Source organism: Clavibacter michiganensis, assembly GCF_002151125.1.
Taxonomy (GTDB): domain Bacteria; phylum Actinomycetota; class Actinomycetes; order Actinomycetales; family Microbacteriaceae; genus Clavibacter; species Clavibacter michiganensis_C.
In genome coordinates this window covers 281,116-294,864 of sequence record NZ_MDJZ01000015.1, presented here as the reverse complement: position 1 = coordinate 294,864, position 13,749 = coordinate 281,116, and the positions used below count along the sequence as shown (strand labels likewise).

At 73.7% G+C, this 13,749-nt stretch carries 11 protein-coding genes; 7 read left to right on the top strand and 4 right to left on the bottom strand.

What is annotated here, in order from left to right; genetic code table 11:
* The first annotated feature begins 187 nt into the window (after positions 1-187).
* Both BFL37_RS09175 and BFL37_RS09170 read left to right on the top strand, forming a co-directional pair.
* Positions 188-919 (top strand): SOS response-associated peptidase, encoded by a 732-nt coding sequence (locus BFL37_RS09175; RefSeq protein WP_086514806.1) that lies wholly within the window; start codon positions 188-190, stop codon positions 917-919.
* A gap of 91 nt (positions 920-1,010) precedes the next feature.
* Positions 1,011-2,108: an App1 family protein gene (locus tag BFL37_RS09170; RefSeq protein ID WP_241533930.1), complete on the top strand. Its 1,098-nt coding sequence runs from the start codon at positions 1,011-1,013 to the stop codon at positions 2,106-2,108.
* Between the two features lie 70 nt (positions 2,109-2,178).
* Here the strand turns inward: BFL37_RS09170 and BFL37_RS09165 are convergent, their stop codons facing one another.
* Complete coding sequence (locus BFL37_RS09165) at positions 2,179-3,045, bottom strand: aldo/keto reductase (protein WP_086514805.1); 867 nt, start codon at positions 3,043-3,045, stop codon at positions 2,179-2,181.
* Positions 3,046-3,295: 250 nt separating this feature from the next.
* Between BFL37_RS09165 and BFL37_RS09160 the strand changes: the two genes are divergently transcribed.
* Both BFL37_RS09160 and pnuC read left to right on the top strand, forming a co-directional pair.
* On the top strand, positions 3,296-3,622 hold the full coding sequence (locus BFL37_RS09160) for a DUF6504 family protein (protein ID WP_241533929.1): 327 nt from the start codon (positions 3,296-3,298) through the stop codon (positions 3,620-3,622).
* Positions 3,623-3,771: 149 nt separating this feature from the next.
* Entirely contained in the window at positions 3,772-4,470 is a 699-nt protein-coding gene (gene pnuC / locus BFL37_RS09155) for a nicotinamide riboside transporter PnuC (protein ID WP_086514804.1), read from the top strand.
* A 29-nt stretch (positions 4,471-4,499) separates the two neighbouring features.
* Here the strand turns inward: pnuC and BFL37_RS09150 are convergent, their stop codons facing one another.
* The 3 genes from BFL37_RS09150 to BFL37_RS09140 all read right to left on the bottom strand — a co-directional run bounded on the left by BFL37_RS09150 (position 4,500) and on the right by BFL37_RS09140 (position 8,073).
* A complete protein-coding gene (locus tag BFL37_RS09150) occupies positions 4,500-5,759 on the bottom strand; it encodes an LCP family protein (protein ID WP_086514803.1) in 1,260 nt (419 codons plus the stop codon).
* A gap of 108 nt (positions 5,760-5,867) precedes the next feature.
* On the bottom strand, positions 5,868-6,617 hold the full coding sequence (locus BFL37_RS09145) for a dienelactone hydrolase family protein (RefSeq protein WP_086514802.1): 750 nt from the start codon (positions 6,615-6,617) through the stop codon (positions 5,868-5,870).
* A gap of 88 nt (positions 6,618-6,705) precedes the next feature.
* Complete coding sequence (locus tag BFL37_RS09140; protein ID WP_086514801.1) at positions 6,706-8,073, bottom strand: glucose-6-phosphate dehydrogenase; 1,368 nt, start codon at positions 8,071-8,073, stop codon at positions 6,706-6,708.
* 114 nt (positions 8,074-8,187) lie between these two features.
* On the opposite strand from BFL37_RS09140, the gene BFL37_RS09135 reads away from it, so the two are divergent.
* From BFL37_RS09135 to BFL37_RS09125, 3 genes are read left to right on the top strand one after another with little or no spacing between them, the layout of a single operon-like run.
* The gene (locus tag BFL37_RS09135; RefSeq protein WP_086514800.1) at positions 8,188-11,619 is read left to right on the top strand and encodes a DNA polymerase III subunit alpha; all 3,432 of its coding nucleotides are present in this window, start codon (positions 8,188-8,190) and stop codon (positions 11,617-11,619) included.
* Positions 11,620-11,671: 52 nt separating this feature from the next.
* Complete coding sequence (locus tag BFL37_RS09130; protein ID WP_086514866.1) at positions 11,672-12,718, top strand: FUSC family protein; 1,047 nt, start codon at positions 11,672-11,674, stop codon at positions 12,716-12,718.
* On the top strand, positions 12,715-13,647 hold the full coding sequence (locus BFL37_RS09125) for an alpha/beta fold hydrolase (protein WP_086514799.1): 933 nt from the start codon (positions 12,715-12,717) through the stop codon (positions 13,645-13,647). Before BFL37_RS09130 ends, BFL37_RS09125 begins: the two co-directional genes overlap by 4 nt.
* The last annotated feature ends 102 nt before the right edge of the window (positions 13,648-13,749 follow it).

Sequence of the window (13,749 nt, the reverse complement as noted above, 5' to 3'; positions counted from 1 at the left end):
GGCTCATTCCTCGTATGCACTACGAATCGACACTTGCCAGGCACACCAGCGAACCACGCTCGTCGAGGAACGACCGCACCGGGCCCTCCCCTGTCGCCACTTCGTAACAAATGGGGCTTCCGCGGACAGTCCCCGGATCCCGTGCGCGCGTCGGACGGCGTCGGACGCGTCGGCCAGGATGGAGGGCATGACGCGCATCCTCGCCCGGGCCACGACCGCAGACGACCTGGTCGGGCTGCTCGACGTGGACCACGCGGGCGACGCCGTGCCCCCGCCCTCCTGGCGCATCGAGCCCGGCCAGCGCGTCGCGGTGCTGGTCGACACCCTCCCCCGCCGCGCCGAGGGCGACACCGAGGACCAGGTGCCGGTGCGGCGCCTCGAGTCGGCCAGGTGGGGCCTCGTCCCGGCGGGATCCCCGGGGCCGGACCAGGGCCCGCCGCTCGCGGAGGTCCCCGCCGAGCAGCTCGGCTCGCGCCCGGAGCTGCTGCAGGCGCTCGTGTCGCGGCGCGCGGCGATCCCGGTGTCGGGCTACTACGAGCACCACGAGACCGACGACGGCCTCCGCACCCCGTACCTCGTGGGCGCGGGCGACGGCACCGTGCTGCTCGCGGCGCTGTACGAGTGGTGGCGGGATCCCGCGCGCGCCGCCGACGACCCGTCCCGCTGGGTGCTGAGCTGCGCGGTCCTCACCCGGCCGTCGGCCGGCACGGTGGAGGCGCTCGCGGAGCGGATGCCCGTCGTGCTCTCCCCCGACGTCGTCGAGGAGTGGCTCGACCCCACGGCCGAGGGCTCGCCCGACCTGCTGCGCGCCGTCGCGGCCCAGGCGGAGGACGTGGTCGAGCAGCTCGCGATCGACGAGGTCGGCCCGGGCATCGACCAGGGAGCGCCGGACGGGGCGGAGCTCGCCCGGCCGGTGTGATCCGCGGGCCCGTCCGCCGCACGGGGCGCGCGGGCGCCGCCCGGATGCGCGGGCGCGTCGGGCCGCTCCCCGTGTCTGGTTGACTGGCCGCGTGGCCCCCTCCTCGAAGAAGAAGAAGAACGCGACCCGCACGCTCCTCGAGTCCCCGGCCGCCGCACCCGTGCTGCACCGGGCGGCGCGCATCGAGGACCGCATCCACGAGATCCGCGAGGGCCGGGCCCGCAAGCGCGGGCTCGAGCCCACGGTCATCCCCTACGCCGGCTACGGATCCGTGCGCTGGGTCCGCGTCCTCTGCCGCGTCCTCCTCACCGACCCGAAGAGCAAGCGCGCCCTCGCCGGCGACAAGGTCGTCCGCGGCTGGCGGAGCTTCACGAGCGTGCCGCTCACCGACGTCGACGTCGTCGTCGAGATCGACGGGACCGAGCACCACGTGCGGGCCGACCGCGGCGGCGTGGTCGACACGGTCGTCGAGGCGAGCCTGCCGAGCGGCTGGCACACGATCCGCATCCGCTCCGAGGGATCCGAGACCGTCGAGGCGCCCGTCTTCATCGTGGGCGACGACGTCCGCACCGGGATCCTCAGCGACATCGACGACACCGTCATGGTGACCGCGCTCCCCCGGCCGTTCCTCGCCGCGTGGAACACGTTCGTGCTCGACGAGCACGCGCGCACGCCGACGCCCGGCATGGCCGTGCTCTACGAGCGGCTCCGCCTGCAGCACACGGGCGCGCCCGTGCTCTACCTCTCGACCGGCGCGTGGAACGTGGCGCCGACCCTCACCCGGTTCCTGTCGCGCAACCTGTACCCGCCGGGCCCCATCCTCCTCACCGACTGGGGTCCCACCGTCGACCGGTGGTTCCGCAGCGGGATGGAGCACAAGCGCAACAACCTGCGGCGGCTCGCGGAGGAGTTCCCGCGGGTGAAGTGGATCCTCGCGGGCGACGACGGCCAGCACGACGAGCTGCTGTACGGCGAGTTCACGGAGCAGCACCCCGACAACGTGGAGGTCGTGCTGATCCGCCAGCTGAGCGCGGGCGAGGCCGTGCTCGCGGGCGGCCGGGCCAAGGCGGAGAAGCGCGCGCTCGACAGCTCCGTCCCGTGGGTCTACGCCCCGGACGGCGCGAGCCTCCTCGCCCAGCTCGACGACCTCGGGCTCGCGGACGACTCCGGCACCCGCATCGGGACCTAGCGGGACCGCGACCGCGCACGAGGGCCCCGCAGGACACGCGTCCTGCGGGGCCCTCGCACGTGCGGGTGGATCAGACGGCGTCGGTGAGCGCCTGGAACTCGTCGTCGGTGAGCTCGATGCCCGCCGCGGCGATGTTGTCCTCGACGTGACCGACCGACTTGGTGCCGGGGATCGGCAGCATGACGGGCGAGCGGCGGAGGAGCCAGGCGAGCGCGAGCTGCGAGGCGCGCGCGTCGTGCTGCTTCGCGAGGGCGTCGAGCGGGCCGCCGTCCTTCGCGAGCTCGCCGGTCGCGAGCGGGAACCACGGGATGAAGGCCAGGCCCTCGGCCTCGGCGTAGTCGAGCAGCGGCTCGGCGTCGCGCTTGGCGAGGTTGAAGAGGTTCTGCACGGAGACGATGTCGGCGATCTCGCGCGCGGCCTTCACGTCGTCGACCTGCACCTCGGAGAGCCCGATGTGGCGGATCTTGCCCTCGGACTGCAGGTCCTTGAGCACGCCGATCTGGTCGGCGAGCGGCACGGCCGAGTCGATGCGGTGCAGCTGGTAGAGGTCGATGCGCTCGAGGCCGAGGTGGCGGAGGCTCAGCTCCAGCTGCTGGCGCAGGTACTCGGGGCGGCCGACGGGCTGCCAGTCGCCCGGGCCGGGGCGCGTGAGCCCGCCCTTGGTCGCGATGACGACGTCGTCGGCGTACGGGTGCAGCGCCTCCTTGAGGAGCTCCTCGGCCACGAACGGGCCGTAGGAGTCGGCGGTGTCGAAGAACGTGACGCCGAGCTCGGCGGCGCGGCGGATGACGCGGACGGCCTCGGCGGGATCCTCAGGGGCGCCCCAGACGCCCTCGCCGGTCAGCTGCATGGTGCCGTAGCCGAGACGGACGACGGGCAGGTCGCCGCCGATGGTGAACGTGCCGGATGCGCCGGCCGCGGTGGTGGTGTCGGTCATGTGGACCCTCCTCGGGTGTCGATGACGAGGGGGCGTCTGCCGCCCTCGGGACACCGGGGCCAACGCGGGGGACGGCGGATCCATGCCCGATGCGCGCGATCCGGTCCGGACCCTCAGGCTCCGGTCGAGGGTGAGGCGGATCCGCCCGCTCCCCTCGTGGATGTCGGCGCGCGTTCCTACACTCGGATCAGACGTTCGAACATCCGTTCGAACCACGATGCGCGGCCGGCGCGACGACGGGAGGAGCGGCATGATGCGGATCGACGAGGACGTGGAGGTCGAGCTCTCGGGAGACGGCTCGCCGCTGCGGTTCACCTGGCGGGGCGTGGTCTACGGCGTCGTCAGCTCGCCCGAGCGGTGGATCGCCCGGGTCGACTGGTGGCAGCGCACGGGCCGTGCGCCCCGCGGCGCGAGCGCCCACCTGCTGGAGCTGCGCATGTGGCGCGTCGAGGCCGTGCCGCTCACGACGGGCGCGCGCCGGGTCGACGGCTCGTTCGACCTGAGCGTCGACGCGCGCGGCCGCTGGTCGCTCGTCACCGCGTCGGACGAGGAGCTCGACGTGCGCCTGTTCGCGTGAGGCGGCCTCGTCGCCCGGTGCCGCCTCGTCGCCCGGTGCCGCGCGGGCCCGGGGAATAGCCGGGACCGTCCGCGCCTTCACCCCATCGGCGCCGCGCACGGCGCCCCGCACGCAGGTCACCCGGACCGCGGCGCACGGAGGGATCCCGCATGGCGGCACTCGAGTGGCTGTTCGACGCGCAGCTCCGCATCGGCGACCAGACGGTCCTCTGGCGCGAGATCGTCGGCAACCTCTTCGGCCTCGCCAGCGCGCTCGGCGGCATGCGCCGGAAGGTCTGGGCGTGGCCGGTCGGCATCGTCGGCAACGTGCTCCTGTTCACCGTCTTCCTCGGCGCGGTCTTCGGCACGCCGAACCCCGTCAACCTGCTCGGCCAGGCCGGCCGCCAGGTCATGTTCATCGCCGTGTCGGTCTACGGCTGGCGGCGCTGGCGGCAGGCCGGGCACGGCGGCGCGCCCGTGGTGCCGCAGTGGGCATCGGGGCGCGAGCGGGTCCTGCTCGTGGTCGCGCTCGTCGCCGGCACCGCGATCCTCACGCCCGTCTTCCGCGCGCTCGGCTCCTACGAGCCCGTGTGGGCCGACGCCTGGATCTTCGTCGGCTCGCTCCTCGCCACCTACGGCATGGCGAAGGGCTGGGTCGAGTTCTGGCTGGTCTGGGTGGCCGTCGACCTCGTCGGCGTGCCGCTGCTCGTGAGCGCCGGCTACTACGCGTCCGCCTTCATGTACGTCTTCTACGGCGCCTTCACGCTCACGGGCTTCTTCGTGTGGATGCGCGCCCGCGGCACCGGCGCGCCCGCGGTGGAGACGGCGTTCCCGGATCCGCGGATCGTCGAGGCGCCCGCCGACCGCTGACGCGCCGCCCTCCTGCGCCGCTCGTCGGGTCAGCCCTGGCCGTTGGAGCAGGTGTTCTGCGCCGCGGTCTGGCCGGTGATGCTCGGGTCGAGCGTCTCGGCCGTCGGGGTGGGCGGCGTCGTCGGCGTCGCCCCGTCGGCCGGGGTCTCCTCGGCGGGCGGCGTGGTGGCGCCCTCCTCCGGGATGCTGCCGGACTCGTCGCTCGGCGCCGCCTGGCCGAGCGAGAAGTCCGCGTCGGAGGCGAGCAGGCCCACCAGCTGCGCGGCCGCGGCCTCGTCCGGCTGGACGCGCCCGTTGGCGAGCACCGCGCCCGGGTACTGCAGGAACACGACGTCGTCGAGCGGGATGTCCTTGAAGGTGAGCGCCACCGAGACGAGCGTGTCGAGGTCGGCGAGCGAGGTGGACAGCTGCATGTTGTCGACCACGGCGCGCGCGATCCCGTAGAGCTTGGCCGGGTTGGTCAGCGTGTCCGTGCTCTTGATGGTGCGCACGAGCGCGCTCAGGAACACCTGCTGGTTGCCGATGCGCGAGATGTCGCTGCCGTCGCCGACGCCGTAGCGGGTGCGGAGGAACTGGACGGCGTCCTTGCCCTGGAGGGAGTGCAGGCCGGGATCCAGCGACAGGTCGGTCTTGGGGTCGTAGATGCCGTTGGCCACGCACACCTCGACGCCGCCGACGGCGTTGGACATCTCGACCACGCCGTTGAACTGCACGACGCCGCCGTACGGGATGTCGAGCCCGGTGAGGCCCTCGACCATCCGGACGGTGCACTCGAAGCCGCCGCGGGACAGCGACTCGTTGAGCTGCGCGCGCGAGCTCGCGGCGTACTCCGTGCCGTCGGGACCCTCGCACTCCGGGATCGGCACGAGCATGTCGCGCGGGAAGGAGATGACCGTCGCCCGGCTGCTGTCCTCGCTGATGTGGAGCAGCATCGTGACGTCGTTCAGGGTGGCCGTGCCCACGTCCTCCGCGGCGCCGTACCCGTCGCCCTGGCCCTCGCGGCTGTCGCTGCCGACGATGAGGATGTTGGCGCCGCCGTCGATGCCGCCGAGGGAAGGCGGCATGGTCTGGCCGCCGGAGATGTCGACCGTGTTGTCGGCGACGGTGCGGGAGAGGTCCCAGGCGGCGATGCCCACGACCGAGAGCGTGCTCACGAGGGCGACCGCCACGGTCATGCCGATGCCCTTCATCACGGTGCGTCCGGCGCTCGGGGTGCGGAGCCGGCCGTGGCGGGCGATGCCGCGGACGCGGGCCCGGTCGGCGCGGGTCCTCTGGGGGGCGTGCTGCATGGGTGGATCTCTCGTCGCCGGGCGGGGAGTGCCGGGCGCGGGCACCCGGATCCTCCACAGGGTAGCCGAGGGCGGTGGAGAGTCCCCTCGGCGCGCGGCCCCGATGCGCTAGGCGCCCGTGCGCTGCTCGCCGCGCAGGTGGGCGTCGAGGAAGGCGTCGATGCGACGCCAGGCGTCCGCGGCCGAGGCGGGCTCGGGTCCCATGCCCGCGGCGCGCATCACCGGGCGGAGCGGCCGCGGCCCGGACTCGGCGTCGTTGAGGAAGGCGTGCCCGGCCGCCGCGTACTCGCGCACGTCGTGCGCGATGCCGTGCTCCGCGAGGGCGGCCTCGAGGCGGTCGGCGGATCCCGCGAGCTGCCGGTCGCGCCCGCCGTAGCTCGCGACGATCGGGCACGCGCCGTCGAGCACGCCGTCGAGGTCCTCGGGGAGCATGCCGTAGTTGACGCTCGACGCGTCGAAGCCGCGGGAGGCCGCCGCGAGGGCGAACCCGCCGCCCATGCAGAAGCCGATGACGCCGACGCGGCCCGTGCAGTCGGCGCGGGCGAGGAGCAGGCGGCGTGCGGACTCGACGTCGACGAAGGCGCGGCCCTCGCCCGCGGCCAGCGTGCGGAACGTGGCGACCAGGCACCGGCGCGCGCCGCCGGCGGAGAAGAGATCCGGCATGAGCGCGAGGAAGCCGGCCTCGGCGAGGCGCTCCGCCTGGCGGCGCATGACGTCCGTGACGCCGAAGGCCTCGTGCACCACGACCACCGCGGGCCACGGCCCCTCGCCGTCGGGCACCGCGAGCACGCCGTGCAGGCCGGGCGACGCCCCGGGACCGGCGGCGGGCAGCGGGATCTCGGCGAGGGTCACGGGCATGCCCTCACGCTAGGACGCGGGCGGCACTCCGCCGCCGGACGGCGACGACGTCCAGCGAACCGTCATGCGGGAGGGCGGCGCGAGCCGGTCAGCGCCAGGCGGTCGGCCCGATGGATCCCGCGCGGTACTCGGCCATCGGCACGCGGTCGCCCTTCCAGGCGCGCATGACGGGCGCGACGATGCGCCAGCACCGCTCGGCCACGTCGCCGCGGACCGACAGGCGCGGGTCGCCCGCGAGGATCCCGTCGAGCACCTCGCCGTACGGCGTGAGCTCGGGCTCGGCGAACTCCGCGCGGAACGTGGACTGCGTGAGCGTGAAGGGCTCGCCCGTGCCGTCCATCGTGACCTCCAGCGAGATGCCGTCGGGCTTGAGGTCGATGACGAGCCGGTCCGGCCGCGCCGAGCCGTGGAGCCCTCGCGGCAGGTGCGCCACGGGCTTGAAGGTGACGATGATGCGCTTGGACGCCTCCTTGAGGGCCTTGCCCGAGCGCAGCCGGAACGGCACGCCCGCCCAGCGTGCGTTGGCGACGCCGAAGGTGACCTCGGCGAGGGTCTCGGTCTGGTTCTCCGGATCCACCCCCTCCTCCTTCGCGTAGGCGGGGATGCGCGTGCCCTCGACGGTGCCGGCGGTGTACCGGGCGCGGCGGCTGTGCACGAGGGGATCGTTGTCCCACACCTCGGTGGCGCGGAGGACCGCGGCGATGTTCGAGCGCAGGTCGTCCGGGTCGATGCTCGCGGGCGGCTCCATCGCGAAGACCGCGAGCACCTGCAGCAGGTGGCTCTGGATCATGTCGACGAGCGCGCCCGACTTGTCGTAGTAGGCGGCGCGGCCCTCGAGCGCGAGCGTCTCGTCGTAGAGGATCTCGACCTTCTCGATGTCCTTCGCGCTCCACACCGACTCGAAGAAGCGGTTGGCGAAGCGCAGCGACACCAGGTTGAGCACCGTGGAGAGGCCGAGGAAGTGGTCGGTGCGGTGGATGCGGTCCTCCGGCACGAGCTTCTGCAGCTGGCGGTTGAGCTGCGCCGCGCTCCGGCTGTTCGACCCGAAGGGCTTCTCGAGCGCGAGCGTGGTGCCCTCCGGCAGCTCGAGCTCCGCCAGCCGCTCGCACACCTGGATGGAGATGGCCGGCGGCAGCGCGAAGTAGAGGGCGGGCGCGCCCTCGCACGCGTCGAGGATGCGCTTCAGGTCGTCGAGGTTCGTCGGGTCCGCCTGGATGTACTTCGTGGACGAGACGATGCCCGCGGCGCGACGTCCCTTCGCGTCCACCGAGTCGAAGGCCGTCTTCACGGTCTTCCGCCACTCGTCCGCCCCGCGTTCGCTCCGGCCGGTGCCGATGAGCTGGATCCTGCGCCCCCGATCGCTCGCCACGAGGCTGCCGAGACCCGGCAGGAGGAGGCGTTCCGTGAGGTCGCCGCTGGCGCCGAGGATGACGAGGGTGGAGGGTTCGCTGGTCATCCTCCGAGACTACGGGTCGCGACCATCGGGCAGCCGACCTACACTGGGCGAGTCGAACATCCGTTCGAACGACGCGCCCGTGGAGGACGCGAGGCGACAGCCCAGGAGGTGCGCGTGAGCTTCACCCACCTGCACGTCGCGTCCGCGTTCTCCGCCCACTTCGGCACCACGGCGCCCGAGGCGCTCGTCGACCAGGTCGCCGCCGAGGGCGCGTCGGCCGCGGCCATCACCGACCGCGACGGGCTCTACGGCGCCGTCCGCCACATCCGCCGATCCATCGCCCAGGGGGTCTCCCCCGTCGTCGGCGCGGAGCTCGGCCTCACCGGCGAGCACCCGGGCCGGATCACGGTGCTCGCGCACGGCGGCACGCGCGGCCAGGGCTGGGCGGCGCTCAGCCGGCTCATCAGCGCGAGCCACGGGCGGGGCACGGCCAGGAGCACCGCCCGGAGCGCGCAGGCGGGCATCGCGCGCACCCGGCCGCCCGCGTTCCTCCTCGGCGAGGACGGGCCGGTCGGCACGGTCATGCTCGGGCCCGACTCGGACGTGGGCCGCGCCGTCGCCGCGGGCGACCACGCGCTCGCGTCCCGCCACCTGGCCGAGTGGGCGCGCCTCCTGCCCGGCGCGATCGTCGTCGAGGTGGTCTGCCACTTCACCGAGCCCGGCGAGTCCGCCAGCCTCCGCCACGCCGCCCGCATGCTCGAGCTCGCCGAGGCCCACCGCGTCCCGGCGGTGCTCACCAACGCCGTCCGCTACCTCGAGCCCGACGACGCGCTCACGGGCGACGTGCTCGACGCCGCGGGCACGCTCCGGCCGCTCGGGTCGTTCCGCCCGCAGCCCAACGGCCAGGCGTGGCTCAAGACCCCGGCCGAGATGCAGGACATCGCGCGCGAGATCGCGGGCGCGTCCTCGCTCGACCGGCGCGCGGGCGAGGCGCTGCTGCGCGCCACCGAGGAGCTCGCCGACCGCTGCCGGCTGGATCCCGACGCCGACCTCGCCTGGCGGAAGCCGAAGCTGCCGGAGAAGGAGGTCATCGGCATCACGGGCGACCCGGACGAGGCGCTCTGGCGGAAGGCCGAGGCGGGCGTCACCGAGCGGTTCGGCCACGTCGACGAGGCCATGCGCCAGCGCGTGCTCGCGCGCATGCGCACGGAGCTGCAGACCATCACGGGCTTCGGCTTCGCCACCTATTTCCTCACCGTGGCCGACGTGTGCTCCCTCATGCGCGACATGGGCGTGCGCAACCAGGCGCGCGGATCCGGGGCGGGCAGCCTCGTCAACTACCTGCTGCGCATCTCGAACGTCGACCCGCTCGAGCACGACCTGCTCTTCGAGCGCTTCCTCGGCAAGGTGCGCTCGACGCTGCCCGACATCGACATCGACGTGGAGTCGGCCCGCCGGCACGAGGTGTACCACCGGGTGTTCGAGAAGTACGGCAGCAACCGGGTCACGCTGCTGTCGATGCAGAACACCTACCGGGCCCGCGGCGCCGCGCGCGACGCGGGGCTCGCGCTCGACCTCGACGAGCAGCAGATCGACTTCATCGCCAAGAACATCTGGCGCTTCAACGCGCGCGAGTTCCGCGCGGTGCTGGAGACGAAGCCGGAGCTCAAGCCCATCGCCGACCTCGTGCGCGACGACCCGAGCATCGACCTGCTGGTGGACCTCACCGAGCGGCTCGACCGGCTCCCCCGGCACATCTCCATGCACCCGTGCGGCGTGATCCTCGGCGACTCCGACCTGCTCAGCACCAGCCCCGTGCAGCCGAGCGGCATGGGCCTGCCGATGAGCCAGTTCGACAAGGACGACATCGACGACATGGGGCTGCTCAAGCTCGACATCCTGGGCGTCCGGATGCAGAGCACCATGGCGTACGCGCTGGACGAGATCCACCGCATCCACGGCGCGCGCTCGGCGGTCGCGGGCGGCGTCCCGGTGGATGCGCGCTACGTGCACCGCGACGGGCGCATCGAGCTCGACGAGATCCCGCACGACGACGAGGAGACGTTCGCCGCGATCCGCACCACGCACACGCTCGGCATGTTCCAGATCGAGTCGCCCGGGCAGCGCGAGCTCATCGGCAAGATGCAGCCGGACGTGTACGAGGACCTCATCGCCGACATCTCGCTGTTCCGGCCGGGGCCCATGAAGGGCAACATGGTGGCGCCGTTCCTCGACACGAAGCACGGCATCACCCGGCCCGACTACCTGCACCGCCGCTTCGCGCCGTTCCTCGCGCCCACGTTCGGCGTCGTCATCTACCACGAGCAGGTCATCCGGATCTTCGCCGACTGCATGCAGGTCTCCCTCGCGGAGGCCGACGAGCTGCGCCGCAACATGGAGCGGCAGGACACGGTGGTCGAGGCCGCGTTCCGGGAGCGCACGTCCGCCCACGTGGACGGGCGCACGGGTGAGCGCCCCTTCACGGACCAGGACGTCGAGCGCATCTGGAAGGCGCTGAAGGGCTTCGGCTCCTTCGGGTTCTGCAAGGCGCACGGCGCCGCGTTCGCGCTGCCCACCTGGCAGAGCGCGTGGCTGAAGACGCACTACCCGGCGGAGTTCCTCGCGGGGATCCTCACCCACGACCCCGGCATGTACCCCAAGCGCCTGCTCCTCACCGAGGCCCGGCGCATGGGCGTGCCCGTGCTGCCCCTCGACGTGAACCGGTCGCGCGGCGTCTACCGCGTGGAGCGCGTCGAGGGCGAGGAGACGACCGGGCGCACGCGCATCGGCGAGCTGGGGATCCGGCTGTCGCTGCAGGACGTGCACGGCATGAGCGAGGCGGAGCTGGAGCGCATCGAGCGGGGCCAGCCGTACGACTCCATCACCGACTTCTACGCGAAGGCGCAGCCGTCGCGCGCGCTGCTGGAGCGGCTGGCCGCCGTGGGCGCGCTCGACTCGCTCGCCGCGTCCGACGAGGACGCCGCTGCCCGCGGGGCCGCGTCGCGCGGCGACGTCATGGCGTTCGCGCGGCGGCTCACGGCGCGCACGGCCCGCCCGGCGGATCCGGCCGGGCAGCTGCCGCTCTTCGTCGACGACCGCGACCTCATCCCGCGCGGCTCGCCCGACCCCGACGGCCGCGCCCGGGTCGCCGCCGAGCTCGACATCCTGCAGATGGAGGTCACCGACCACGTGCTGGAGAGCTACCGGCCGATGCTCGACGAGCTCGGGGTGATCCCGGCGAGCCAGCTGCTCGAGGTGCGCAGCGGCTCCGAGGTGGTGGTCGCGGGGATCCGGATCGCCACGCAGACCCCACCCATGCGCAGCGGCAAGCGGGTGGTCTTCATCAGCCTCGACGACGGCACGGGCTGCTCCGACTCCACCTTCTTCGACGAGGCGCAGCAGAAGGCGGGGCCCATGCTCTTCGGCACGCTGCTGCTCGTCATCCGCGGGCGCACCCGGCGCACGGGCGAGCGCGGCGTCTCCATCCAGGCGGAGGACGCCTGGGACCTCAAGGAGATGTGGGCGCGCTGGCAGGACGCGCGGAAGCAGGGCGGCGCGGCAGGCGACGGGTCCGACGGGATGGACGACGCGGCCCAGGTCGCCTGAGCGCGCGGGCCGCGGGATGATGGAGGCACCCGAGAGCCGCCGGAGGCCGCACGTGCGCATCACCACGACCGTCCGCACGACCACGCGCATCCCGTTCGTCCAGGTGGTCAAGACCTCCGTCGCCGCGATCATCGCCTGGTTCGTCTGCATCGCCCTGCTGCCGGCGCAGCTGCGCATCTTCGCGACCATCGCGGCGCTGCTCGTGGTGCAGCCGAGCATCAACCAGACCTTCGGCAAGGCGGTCGAGCGCAGCCTCGGCGTCATCACCGGCGTGCTGCTCGCGCTCGTCCTCGGCCTCGCGCTCGGCACGTCGAGCTGGGTGGTGCTCCTCGCGGTCGTCGTCGCCGTGCTGGTGGGCTGGGTGTTCCGGCTGACGCCCGGGTCGAGCACGCAGATCCCCATCAGCGCCATGCTCGTGCTCGCCATCGGCCAGCTCTCGCCGGTGTACGCGGTCGACCGCATCGTGGAGACGATCATCGGCGCGGCCATCGGCGTGGTCGTCAACATCGCCATCGCCCCGCCCGTGCTGCACGAGGCGAGCCGCCGCGCGGTGGTGGGCCTCGCGGGCGACTGCGCCGCGGCCCTCGACCGGCTGGCCGGCGCGCTGTCCGAGCCGGTCGAGCGCGCGGAGCTCGACCGCATGCTCACGCGGGCCCGGGAGCTGCGGCCTCGGCACACGAAGGCCGTCGCCGAGGTCGACAGGGGGCTCGAGAGCCTCACCCTCAACCCGCTCCGCCGTCGGCACCGCGCGCTGCTCGAGGCCGACCGCGAGCTGCTCGCGACGCTGACCGTGCTCGTCAACCGCGTGGTCGGCATGACGCGCGCGGTGCACGACCGCTACGACCCGTCGCTCGCCGAGGAGCCGGTGGTACGCGGCATCGCGACGGAGCTGACGCGCGCCGCCCACGACGTGCGCCTCCTCGCCGAGCACGCGCTGCCGGGCGACGGCCACGGTGACGGTGGCGGGCCGCACGAGGAGCCCGCGCTGACCGCGCCGCTCGTGGTGCTGCAGCCGAGCGAGGAGCACTGGATCCTCATCGGCTCGCTGCTGGAGGACATCCGCCGCATCCGCTCGGAGATCATCGGCGGGGCCGAGTGACGCGACCGCTGCCCGGCTACAGCCCGCTCGAGCTCGACCCGGATCCGCGTGCGTCCGGCCTCGTCCGCGGCTCCACGCCCACCTCGCTCGGGATCGTCCGGCACCACCACGCGGAGCGCCGCGGCTCGGACACGGCGACGGTGCTGCTGCACGGCGCCGCCGGATCGTGGACCACCTGGACGCCGCTGATCCGCACGGCGCGCGACGCGGGCGTCCCGTTCGCGGATGTGGTCGCGATCGACCTGCCCGGCTGGGGCGGCTCCGCGCTCGACGCCACCGACGACGAGGCCACGGTCGACGCCATCGCCGACGCCGTCCGCGCCGTGGTCGACGGGCTCGGCTACGCGCGCTGGCGGCTGGTCGGCCACTCGATGGGCGGCTTCATCGCGCTGCACCTCGCGGCCCGCGACCCCGATCGCGCAGTCTTCGTCGCCCTCGTCTCGCCCACCACGTACTCGGTCATCGCGTCCGTCGCGCATCCCGTCCGCGCCTTCCGGGTCATCCCCGGCTTCACGATGATGCTCGGGGTGATGCGCACCATGCGCCGGCTCGGCCGCCCCGGCACCGCGCTCATCCGGGGCGTGGGCCGCATCCGCCTCATGCGGGCGGTCGCGCTGCCGCTCTTCGCGCACGGCTGGCGCGTGCGCCGGTCCGTCGTCGACGCCATCGCCACCGAGGCGCGTCCCCGCGCGTTCTCCCTCGCCGCGGAGGTCACGCGCGGCTACGACGCGGACGGCCGGTGGGCGCGCATCACCTGCCCGGTGGTCGCGGTGCGCGGCGACGACGACGTGTTCGTGTCGCGGGACGACCTCGACCTGCTGGCGCGCGCGGTGCCGGCGCTCCGGTCCCGCGTGATCCGCGACGCCGGCCACTTCGCGCACGTCGAGCGCCCGGTCGAGACGCTCCGCGCGCTCGACCTCCTCCCCTGACGCCCGCCGCCCGGACACGACGACGCCCCGGACACGACGACGCCCCCGGTCCCGGCGAGGGGAACGGGGGCGTCGGATCCGCGTGATGCGGAGGCGGCCGGA